Annotated in this window: 6 protein-coding genes, 2 pseudogenes and 1 other annotated feature; of the genes and pseudogenes, 6 read left to right on the forward strand and 2 right to left on the reverse strand. The window is 61.8% G+C overall.

Features of this window, described 5'->3' with window-relative positions; genetic code table 11:
- The coding region (locus tag J7U37_RS24125) for a family 16 glycosylhydrolase (protein WP_247637374.1) at positions 1-2,672 on the reverse strand (2,672 nt) is incomplete at its 3' end.
- A gap of 547 nt (positions 2,673-3,219) precedes the next feature.
- Entirely contained in the window at positions 3,220-4,269 is a 1,050-nt protein-coding gene (locus J7U37_RS24130; RefSeq protein ID WP_247637375.1) for a glycosyltransferase family 4 protein, read from the reverse strand.
- A gap of 658 nt (positions 4,270-4,927) precedes the next feature.
- Here J7U37_RS24130 and J7U37_RS24135 point away from each other — a divergent pair.
- From J7U37_RS24135 to J7U37_RS24160, 6 genes and pseudogenes are all read left to right on the forward strand, one after another.
- The gene (locus J7U37_RS24135) at positions 4,928-6,358 is read left to right on the forward strand and encodes a phosphomannomutase (protein WP_247637376.1); all 1,431 of its coding nucleotides are present in this window, start codon (positions 4,928-4,930) and stop codon (positions 6,356-6,358) included.
- 398 nt (positions 6,359-6,756) lie between these two features.
- Entirely contained in the window at positions 6,757-8,112 is a 1,356-nt protein-coding gene (locus J7U37_RS24140) for an O-antigen ligase family protein (RefSeq protein WP_247637377.1), read from the forward strand.
- Positions 8,113-8,425: 313 nt separating this feature from the next.
- Positions 8,426-9,655 (forward strand): annotated as a pseudogene (locus J7U37_RS24145) (IS3 family transposase).
- Positions 8,707-8,823, forward strand: a sequence feature (AL1L pseudoknot). Its footprint overlaps the pseudogene before it by 117 nt.
- Positions 9,656-9,690: 35 nt before the next feature.
- Positions 9,691-10,125, forward strand: a pseudogene (locus J7U37_RS24150) (transposase); the annotation flags it as partial.
- Complete coding sequence (locus J7U37_RS24155) at positions 10,122-10,460, forward strand: hypothetical protein (RefSeq protein WP_247637378.1); 339 nt, start codon at positions 10,122-10,124, stop codon at positions 10,458-10,460. The pseudogene J7U37_RS24150 and the gene J7U37_RS24155, both read left to right, overlap by 4 nt.
- 434 nt (positions 10,461-10,894) lie before the next feature.
- Complete coding sequence (locus tag J7U37_RS24160; protein WP_247637379.1) at positions 10,895-11,299, forward strand: hypothetical protein; 405 nt, start codon at positions 10,895-10,897, stop codon at positions 11,297-11,299.
- The last annotated feature ends 96 nt before the right edge of the window (positions 11,300-11,395 follow it).

Raw genomic sequence — 11,395 nt, forward strand, 5'->3', positions numbered from 1 at the left:
GGTGGTGGCGGCGGCGGGGGTGGCGATACGGTACCGGTGCTCGAGCCCGTGGTCAGTGTCGCACGCGCGACGTTCCCAACGTCGAGAAGAGCGGAGCCGGTGACGGTCAGCGCATTGCCAAATGCGTCCACGGCGCTCTCGACATAGAGGTTGTGGTCTCCCGCACTGCCCCAGCTGTCGCTCAAGTAGCGAACGGCGATCGCGTGCTTGCCGGCGCTGAGGTCCGCATGAACGTTTACTGTGTCGAAGGCTTGCCCATGCAGGGCCGAACCGGTGAGCGTGGTGCCGACCTGCTTGCCGTCGACATAGACCGCGTAAAGCGCGTTGCCCTGGATCGAGTCCTGACTGATGTGCAGAGTCAGGGCCGTCGAGCCGGTACCGACATCGAAAACCTTCCCGGCGGTGCCGCTCGGCGCCGTCGGCTGTGGCGGCGTCACGCTCCCATCTGAGGCGATGATTCCCGAGGCTGTGGTGCGAACCGACTCCGCCGTCCCCATGCCATCGGTGTAGCTCACCATGGCTTGCACAGCGTGACCGACATCGGCCGCACCTAGGGTATAGGTCGACTTCGTCGCACTCGTGATGGTCTGCCAGCCGCCCTTCCCGTCGTCGCGCAGCCACTGGTAGTTCAACACGCCGAGCCCATCCGCATCCGCCAGGGTCCCGGGCGCTGCTGTCAGGACCTGACCTTGCCGCGCGGTGCCGGAGAGTGCGAGTGAGCCGGTGGGCAGGTCGTTGATGTTGGCGACCGGAGTGGTCTGGAAGCTGAACACCTCCTCGGAGGCCCCGAAGCCGTCAAAGTAGCTTGCCACGGCCTGGAGGCTATGGCCGACATCTGCTTGGCCGAGCACGTAGCGGTCCGCGGTTGCTCCAGCGATGCTGGTCCAGCCGCCGGCGCCATCGTCGCGCTGCCATTGGAACGCCAGAGTTCCCAACCCATCCAGATCGGCCAGGGTGCCGAGCGAAGCCGTCAAGGTTTCACCCTGTGTCGGCATGCCGGCGAGGGCCAGCTGCCCGGTCGGCAGATCATTGACGTTCGCAACCCCCGCGATGGTGTTGCTGCTGACGACATGCTCGACGATGCCGTGCCCGTCGGCGTAACGGATCATGACCTTGAGATCATGTCCGACATCGGCCTGGGTCAGGACGTACTCACGGCCCTGAGCTTGGTCGATGGTCACCCAGTTGCCGTTTCCGTCGTCGCGCTGCCACTGATAGCGCAGCGTCGTCGGAACCCCGTCTGCATCGGTGAGCGTACCCCGGAGGGCCTGGACCGTCTGACCTTGTGCGGCCGTGCCGGACACGATCGGCGCTCCGATCGGGTCAGCGTTCTCCGTGACCGTGTACTGGTTCTCGTAGACGTGGATGTAATCGATCGCATACGTTGACGGAAAGGTCGTCGCGGCGTTGGTGTTTCCACCCCATCCGCCGACGGCCAGGTTGGCGAGCATGTACATCGCCACATGCATGTCGGCCGGAGTCGGCGCGCTCGCCACCTTGTTGCCATCGAGGTACCAACTGATCTCGCTCGGCCCCCAATCGACGCCGTAGCTGTGAAAGCCCTTCGACAGATCCATGGTCGTGTAGACCGCTTGGGTGTTGCCGATCGACTTGCCGCTCGCGTCGGTATGGAAGGTGGCGTAGTAGGTCGCCGGGTCCGACCCAAGCGCTTCCAGCACATCGAGCTCGGTTCCCGAGGAGCCATCGGCGGGCAGGAGCCAGAATGCGGGCCAGAAGCCGGCCCCGGACGGGATCTGCGCCCGAATCTCGAAGTAGCCGTAGAGCTGAGAGAATGACGCCTCGGAGGTGATCAGCCCGGAATTGTAGGGCAAGCCACGATCGTTGGTGGCGCCGTTCGAGACAGTGATCTTCAGCGCGCCGTCCTCTACCGAGAACGGGTTCTGTCCGGCCGTCGCATCGCCATAGTACTGACGCTCGCCATTCCAATAAATGGTCCGGCTGCCATCGGAGAAGGTCGTGCGCCATCCATCGGTCCCATAGACCGCATTGGGGCTGCTGGTGAAGCTGTCGAACTCGTCGGCGAAGGTCAGGTTGGTCGAGCCGACCGGTAGCCAGAAATCGGCGCTTTTGAGGCCGCTGACCGTCATGTTGCGCAGGGTCAGGCTGTCGCCTTCTCCGAGGTTGAGCACGACGTCCGCGCCCACCTGGGTCATGGCGGCCTGAAGAGACGTGAAGCTGGCGAACTGCGGATAGTTGTTGAGCTGGATGTGGTCGATCCCGGACACGAAATCGGTGACCACGTCATGCCCGGTGCCCTTGGTCAGCACGAAGCCGTCGGCGCCGCCACCGCCCGTCATCACGTCGTTGCCGAGGCCTCCGTCGAAGGTCTGGGCGTCCGCGTTGCCGACGATGAGGTTAGCAGTTGCATTGCCGAAACCGGTCCCCACACCCTGAAAGTTCAGGTTCTCGAGGTTATCGCCCAGCGTGTAGCGCCCGCCATAGACCGTGACGGTGTCGGTGCCCTCACCGGCATTCTCGACGATCTTCGTGTTCGCAGCGGCGATAATGTAGGCGTCGTCGCCCGCTCCCCCGACGAACGTGACATCGCTGGCTGTGCTGCGGAACGCATTGTTCCCGGCAGTCCCCATGTACGTCGTACCCTTGACCGAGCCAAAGGTGGCCGCCGTTGTCCGTGGGCCGCTCTCCGGCATCGGGTTGCCGGCATAATCAAGGGTTGCCAATGCGGTGTTCCTCAGAGGCTGGGAAGTGCGGTTGGCCTGTCGTTAACAGGGCTTCCCCTCAGTTTCCACCATAACGTCGTGGGCTCACGAATAGTTTCGCAATTCCTAGGCCTAAGTAGTAAATTGGGCGGCCTGTTGCTGGGTGCGGCTAAATTGTGGCGGCGTCGCCGCGAGAGCTACTCAATGCCTGGGCTACGGTCTTCATCAATTGCAGCGATTCTTCAAATGCTTGACCCGATCTGGGCTCGGGAGCATTTTCGTCACAAGCCGTGGCAACGTGGCGCAACCGGGTCAGTCGGTCTTGCGGAGGGATGAGCCCGACGCCTCGGCGTTCCCGTTGATTAGAGGCCGAACGAACCCCCAAGGGGATCCTCCTCAGGCTTTCTCGAAGCGTCTCTGACGCTCGCAGACCGGTGCCCTAACGCAGCCACACCCGGACACGAAGAAAGTCGAGCCGCGGCAGAACCGCGACCTATTGTAAACAAAAGTGACCTTACCCAGCCCTGAGACAAACCATCTAAGTCGCCGCCATCAAATTCGCGACCTTTTGTACATAGTTATCGAGACTGCAGTGCTTCACGACCCAATCACGATTGTGAGAGCCATCTTGGCGCGCCGGGTCGTGGGCGATGGCTAAGGCTTTCGAGACAGCCTGCGCGAGGTCCGTCGGTTGGTGCGGCTTCACGAGCAGCGTCGGATCGATACCATCGAGATAGCCGTCCAGACCCGCCGTTGCGCTGACCACGACGACTTTCCCGCACGCCATGGCTTCGACGAGGCCGGTGACGCCCGCGGCGTAATCAACTTCGTTGAGCGGAACCGCGATCACGTCAGCATCCTGGTAGCTTTTAAGCAGATCCGAGAAGGACACCCGCGGCATCAGCTTGATCCGATCCTGTGCTGATGGATCGACGGTGCCCTGATGCGTCCCATAAAATCCATGGGCGAAGAGTTTGAGATCGGCATCGACAGTTTTCATCGCCTGAACCAGGGTTGGATAGTCACGATTTTCTGCACCGCATGCCATCACGACCTTTGCCCCTGGCGAGGTCGCGCGCGCGAGGTCGCGCGGATGAAAAAACCGATCATCCACCCAGTTGTGAACCGTGAGGACCTTCTCGGGCGGCACGTTGCCTTCCTCGATGAGAAGACGTCGCTGCTTCTCGCTCACCACAATGAAGACACCAAACATTTTGTGACCGATAAGCCTAAGTATTCTTGCTTTTTTCGGGGTCATTGCATGGAAAACACAATACAATTTTCCCTGCCATCCTCTCAATCGCAGCAGTATGGCCGCAACGATCCCGATATCCTCGCCCGTCACATAGCAACGATCGATTGAACCAGCCTGCATGACGAAGTTCACGACTGATCCAATGACTGGCTTTCGGCCAAACAGTCGCCCGAACAAAGCACTCCGCTCCGACCGAGCCGTAGCAAACGAAAAAACCTTCGCGTCGATCCTGCGCGCAACGGTAATGAATTCTGTGCGAGGGCCGTCCTCTGCTTCAAAGCCGCGAATTTCATCAGCGTAGCGACCTTTACCAAGCAAGACTGCACTGCGCATGAAAAAACCTTGATTTGCGGGATGGCACGCAGGCGGTTGGCCGTGAGCCCCAAGAAGCATCACCCATATGTCGCAAAGGACTGCAACACAACGGCAAAAGCAGCTGCAAGTTTTCGCGCTTCTGGGAAATGAACTCAGATGGCGGAATCTCCCTTCCAAAGCTTCCCTTGTTTGCGATCTCGCTCACAGACGGAAAATATAGTTCCTGCCAAATCTGAGTATCTCAGGCAGCGCGTCGGCTTTCTTGAAAATCTGACGCCGGCGTGCAGCGCGGTCTCGGCACTCTGACGCCAGACAAGCGAAGATGACGATCCGTTGCCCGATTGCGGCGCCGGACGGCCTCGCGCTGCGGCGGATATCGAGCTTCACTCCACGGCAGTCCGTCGGCGATCCTCCGGGGCGGAACCTGCCAGACATCCCGGCCCGTCGGATGGCAGGCGTGCGGAATGATGCCGTCGAACGAGAACCGGGGTCGAAAACGATTGGCGCGCGATCCGTCCGAGGCTTGCGTGTCGAACGAGAGATGCAGTCCGATCCGGCGACGTAAAATGAACGCGTTTCGGATGGCACCGTTTGAGGAGGCGCCCGGCTTTCCATAGAAGCTGGCGTTTGCACTCTTACCGAAAGCGCCGGCGCGCCGATTGCGAGTAAAAACATCATGAGCAGTCTGAAATTTGGGACGAGCGGCTTACGCGGTCTCGTCACCGACCTCGTCGGGTGGCCGAGTTACGCCTTCGCCCGCGCCTTCTTTCGTTCTGTTGCGATTACGGCTGGGGCCAACCGCACCGTTGTCATCGGACGCGACCTGCGCGACAGCAGCGAAGGGATCGCCGCGACCGTCGCCGCCGCTGCCGCCGAGGCAGGGTTTACGGCGATTGATTGCGGTCCGCTTCCGACGCCGGCTCTCGCGCTGGAAGGGTTGCGCCGCGGGAGCTGCGCGGTGATGGTGACCGGCAGCCACATCCCTCAGGACCGCAATGGGCTGAAATTCTATCGCCCCGACGGTGAGATCACGAAGGCCGACGAAGTCGCGATCCTGGATGCTCTCGGGGACGTCTCGGCAGTGGGTTCGATGGGGATCGTTCCCGCCACACCGGAATCGAGTGCCCGAGACCGCTACCTCCGGCGCTATCGCGATGTGTTCGCGCAGGACGCCCTCGCGGGACAGCGGATCGCCGTCTACCAACAGAGCTCCGTCGCCCGTGATGTGCTGGTCGACGCGCTCGAATCCTTGGGAGCGCAGGTGACAGCCATCGGCCGCTCGGAGACGTTCGTGCCGATCGACACCGAAGCCCATCGGCCGGAGGATATTGCCTTCGTCCGCGATGCCATGTCCTCCGGCACCTACGACGCCCTCGTCACGACCGACGGCGATGCCGATCGACCGTTGGTGGCCGACGAAGCCGGCCGGATCGTTCGTGGGGACGTCCTCGGGTTGATCACAGCCCGCTACCTGAACGCCGACACGGTTGTGGTTCCGGTCACGGCCGGTTCGGCCATGGAGCGTGCGGGTGGGTTCAGCCGTGTGGTCCGCACACGGGTCGGCTCGCCTTTCGTCATCGCCGGCATGGCGCAGGCCAAGGAGGACGGTTCGGCGCTCGTTGTCGGCTTCGAGGCGAATGGTGGGTTCCTGCTCGGGTCGGACGCCCAGGTGAACGGCCGGACCTTGGCCGCCCTACCGACACGTGACGCGATGCTGCCGATCCTGGCGACCCTGGCGGCCACGCGCGGGAGCGGCCTGACGCTGGCCGGGCTCGTCGCCTCCTTGAATGCCGGGGAAACCGCGAGCGATCGGTTGCCGGAAACGCCGGCTGAACACAGCAGCGCCTTCCTGCAGCAACTCGGCCAGGAGACCTTCCGAAGCCGCTTCCTGCAACCCATCGGAGCCGCACGCGCGGTCGATACCCAGGACGGCGTCCGCCTGGAACTCGATGGCGGGCGGACCCTCCATTTCCGCGCCTCCGGGAATGCACCGGAACTGCGGTGCTACGCGGAGGCCAACACCTCGGTCGAAGCTGAAGACCTGGTGCGGTGGGGACTGTCCGCAGCAGCGGATGCCATGACATCATCGGCCGCCGCGCGTCCGTGAGGGATCCAGCGCCGCCCCTTCCAGCCGGAGGCGAGACACGAAGCCTCGCCCTTGGGCGGGGCTTCCACTGAAGCAGGCAGAGCGTGGTCCCACAGCCTTCCTGCGGGTCCCCGTATCGCGCTCCCGGTGCCGCGCTCTCGGTAGCGCGGTCGAGCGCGGCAAGGTGCTGATGAGTCTTTCGAAATCAGGCTCCACGCCGCGTCCGCCCGCGCAATTCGGACGTGGCGCAGGGTATCAGCCTCATCGACCGATGTGCTAGAAGCAACAACGTGATCCGCCGCGAGCATTGTCGCCGACGGTCTGAAATCTAACGAATTGTGCAGTCGAAGGGCAGCCTGGATACAGGCAGGGGTGCCCAACGCTACGAGCCTCGGCGCTCCTGGGAATTTGCGGGTCTGATGTCGATGAGCGTTGCTGCCAAAGAGGGAACCGGAGTGACACAGCCAACGCACGCGCAATCCTATAGGAACACGGCGCAGAAAACGTCCGTTTTCAGCTGGTTGTTTGCTGCGCTCTGTCTCAATGGAATGATTTACAACGAGGTAATCGGCTCCGCCTTCTTGTATCTCCTCTTCATCGTGATGATCGTCATCGTCGCCGCGTATCCAACCGCATTTTTGCGGGAGTTCGAGAGCCAGAAGGCCATCCTACTTCTGCTTCCTGCCTACGCTCTGTTGTCGACGTTATGGTCGGCAGTCCCGGAATCGACGGCGCGAACGGCCTTGCAGGCCGTGCTGATGATCGCGTTCGGGGTCATGTTATGTCGTTTGGTCCCCGCCAAACAATTCGTTCATATCACGTTTCTCAGCCTGATCTTGGCAATTTTACTTGGTTTTATCGTCAATCGTCGTGTTCTTGATAGTATGACCAACGAAATAAACTGGTCTGGCATCTACTACAATAAAAACTCGATGTCCATGATCGGAGCGCTGTTCGGCCTGTGCTGCGCCCACCATGCGATGGATTCGAAGAGATTCGTTCCGATCAGATTGTTTTACCTGGCAATTCTGCCGCTGTCCTATGTCGTGTGCTATTCCGCCAAATCGATCGCCATGATCGTCATTCTGACGATCGGCCTCGGTTTGATGACGTCGATCTATCTGGCCTTCCTGCTCCCGCGACGCATGTTTCGATCGACGATCGAGCAGATCTCGATCGTCATCGTGATATTCAGCGGCGTCGGATTTTTTGTTCTCTCGAATTTTTCCGGTGAATTGCTTCAACTCGTCGGCAAATCTCCGACGTTGACAGGCCGCACGGTGCTTTGGGATTGGGCCAGCAAAATCATTCCCACCAAATTCTGGCTGGGATGGGGCTACAACGGATTTTGGGTCCAAGGTAACCCTCTGGCCGAGATGCTATGGCTCGAAAACCATGTTCAAAGTCGTATGGGCTTCCACTTCCACAATCTGTTCTATCAATCCCAGATTGACCTGGGGCTGTTCGGCCTCCTGATCGTGGCGACGATGCTGTCGTGGACATTCTTGATGTGTTATCGGTGGGTTTATTACTCGGCGAACATCACGAGTGTTTTCTATTTCTCCTGCGCCACAGTCATGATCGTCAGCCAATACCAAGATATCCAGCTCTTTGGAGGATTTGGTACGATGAGCCTTCTGTTCACGATTGCCGGTGTCTACGCGTATGATTTTAACGCAATGGAACGCTCTCGCTCCTCTCGCAAAGGCAACGTTCAGTCATCCCGCGTCGGCGGCGCCCTCGTCGGCTCGACACAGGTCTCGCGCGGATACTGATCAGGGGAGCGATAATGGCCTCTCCAAGTCCGTCACAGTCCTGGCCATGATCCGGATAGCGTCAGGGCTTGTCATCATTGCGACGGGTTGGCTGCGCTCCGTCGTTGTGGCGCTGGCATGACAAAGCGGCCATGTCGAACTGCGCCATAGCGCGTCCCTCCACGCCACCGTGAAGCGTGCATCATCAATCCCGGGGCCAACGGCTAAGATACGTGGGAGACGAGTCCCTGACGCGGATCAGGCCGCAAGCTCACGGTCGGCCTTGAACCGCACCGGGTTTCCCGGAGGCTCCAACTCTTGAGAGGATGGAGCCATGACGAAGCGAACCCCACCCTATTCCCCCGAGGTCCGTGCCCGCGCGGTGCGGATGGTCCTGGATCATCAAGGCGAGCCTGCCTCGCAATGGGCGGCGATCGATTCGATCGCGGCCAAGATCGGCTGTTCGGGCGAGACGCTCCGGAACTGGGTCCGGCAGTCCGAGTGGGACACGGGACAGCGGAGCGGCCCGAGCACGGACGAGCGCGAGCGGATCAACGCGCTGGATCGGGAGAACCGTGAACTGCGCCAAGCCAACGAGATCCTGAGGAAGGCGTCGGCGTATTTTGCCATGGCGGAGCTCGACCGCCGGTCGCGGACATGATTGCGTTTATCGACGACCATCGGGCCGTCTATGGGGTCGAGCCGATCTGCAGGGTGCTGCCGATCGCTCCGTCGACGTACCATGCCCATGCCGCGCGGCGTGCCGATCCCGGGACGCTACCGGCACGGGCCAGGAGCGACGCGGCGCTGATGGCCGAGATCCGGCGCGTGTTCGAGGCGAACTTCCACGTCTACGGCGTGCGCAAGGTCTGGCGGCAGCTCGGCCGGGACGGGATCGTGGTGGCCCGGCGCACCGTCGCGCGGCTGATGCGGGCGATAGGACTGAAGGGTGTCGTACGGGGCAAGACGGTCCGGACGACAATCCCCGATCCGGCAGCTCCGTGCCCGCTCGACCGGGTCAACCGACAGTTCAAGGCACCGCGCCCGAACGCTTTGTGGGTCAGCGATTTCACCTACGTAGCGACCTGGTCCGGCTTCGATAACGAAAGCCTTCGTGATCGACGTCTTCGCCCGCCGGATCGTCGGCTGGCGGGTCTCCCGAACCGCCCATGCCGCCTTCGTGCTCGACGCTTTGGAGCAGGCCCTGCACGAGCGCCGTCCCCTCCAGGGCGGCGGCCTCGTGCATCACAGCGACAGGGGCTCGCAATACCTTGCTCTGCGCTACACCGAGCGGCTCGCCCAGGCCGGTGTCGAGCCATCCGTCGGCAGCGTCGGCGACAGCTACGACAATGCTCTGGCCGAGACGATCAACGGGCTGTTCAAAGCCGAGGTGATCCATCGGCGGGGGCCGTGGCGGTCGTTCGAGGCCGTCGAGTTCGCCACCCTCGAATGGGTCGACTGGTTCAACACCCGTCGTCTGCTCGAACCGATCGGGAATATCCCTGCCGCCGAGGCCGAAGCGCGCGACTATGCCCACGCCGAGGTGCAAACCTTGGCAGCCTGAATCAAAGCAAATGGCCTCCGGGAAACCCGGTGCGGCTCAAGAACCGCTCGGGCCTGATCGTGGACACCCGCCTGACCTCGGCGAACGGTCACGCCGAGCGGATCGCGGCCTTGTCGATGATCGAGCCGAGGGCGGATCGGCCCAAGGCAATCTCGGTGGGTGCCGACAAGGCCTATGACGCCGAGGACTTCGTCAATGAGCTCAGGTCGATGAACGTGCGCGCGCACGTGGCCCGGAACACCAACGGCCGCCGCTCCTCCATCGACGGACGAACCACCCGCCACGCCGGCTACGGTCGGAGCCAGAAGATCCGCAAGCGAATCGAGGAGGGCTTTGGCTGGATCAAGACCGTCGGCGGCCTGCGCAAGACCCGTTTCGTAGGCCGCGACAAGGTCGGATGGGCCTTCACTCTGACGGCCGCGGCCTATAACCTGGTCCGCCTGCCAAAGCTGCTTGGAGCTCTGGCGTGAGCGTCCTGGGCAAGTGGCGGATCGTCGAGTTACCCGGCTACGAGGACGACTATGCCGACATGGTCGAGCCAGCCTACATCCTCTTCGAGAAGGGTCGCGGCGAGTTCGCTTTCGGGTGTGTCACCGGGGCTTTCGCTGGCGGAGCCGGCCACGGGAGTGATCATGCCGCCATTGCGTTCGACTGGAACGGCAATGACGAGATGGACCCGGTCTGCGGCTTTGGATCGGCTGAGCTCCAGGCTGACGGATCGCTTCGCGGCGAAATCCGCGTCCATCGCGGCGACGAAATCCCCTTCATCGCCCGCCGTTGGCCGACTTTTTCAACACCCTGCTAGAGTTTGTCAGCGATCAGTGGAAACCGTTTATCCCAACAAGACAAACGAAAACGAAGGACTCGAGATTCTGGCTGGTTCAGAATGAAGCTGACAGACTCTCGCGCGTCTGAGCGGCAGGGCCGGACCGGCACGCTACCGGTCGCCACAGCACCCACGCGAGCGGGTAGGGTCCGAAACGGATAAAAGTTTTGCGGAGCGATCCTATCAGGAAAGCGCATTGTTTGATCAATATTGCGCAAAATTGACGAAGGCTAAGTTTCGGCACAGAAAATCGAAGCGTGTTATCTCTTCCTGTGAGTAGAAACTTGAGTTTTGAAGCAAGTGCAACCTTCAGTTCCGGTTTCGTTGCCGATCGGCGACCTCGGGAGCCATCGGACTTTCCGGTTCTTCGCGGCCCTACGCGCCCCCGGGTTCGTCCAAAGGCCGATGCATTGATGCCGGAAGCGGCCCGGGGCATCGAGATCCCGAATGCCGCGCGCGTCTCGCTTTCGCCGGTCGGATCGGAGGCCTCCGCTGTTCGACCCGATACTCGGTTCGATGCCCAGTCCGACGCCCAACTGGCTCTGCAATGGCGCCTGGGCGGAATGGTACTCTCGGCCTTGAGCGAGACGCTCGCGCCCTCGCCCCTGCTCTCGTCCGCGATGGGGGACGACGAGGTCGATGGGGATGTCACGGGAATGCACCTGCGTGCCGCCCGGGCGATGCTCGGCTGGGCGATGTCCGATCTTGCCAGCCGGAGCAGCCTGTCGCTGTCGACCATCATGCGCCTCGAGCAGCATGTGGATACGGTCAACGGGCAATCTCGGTCGAGGCTGTGTCAAAAGCCCGATCTGAAGTAGACTTGCGGCCTCATCTGCGGAGGTCGGCATGGGTCGGTTCGTCGAAGGGCAGGACCGTCGGCAATCCTGGTTGCTGCCCAGTTCGCTGGACGACTA

Source organism: Methylobacterium sp. 37f (assembly GCF_023093475.1).
Lineage (GTDB): Bacteria > Pseudomonadota > Alphaproteobacteria > Rhizobiales > Beijerinckiaceae > Methylobacterium.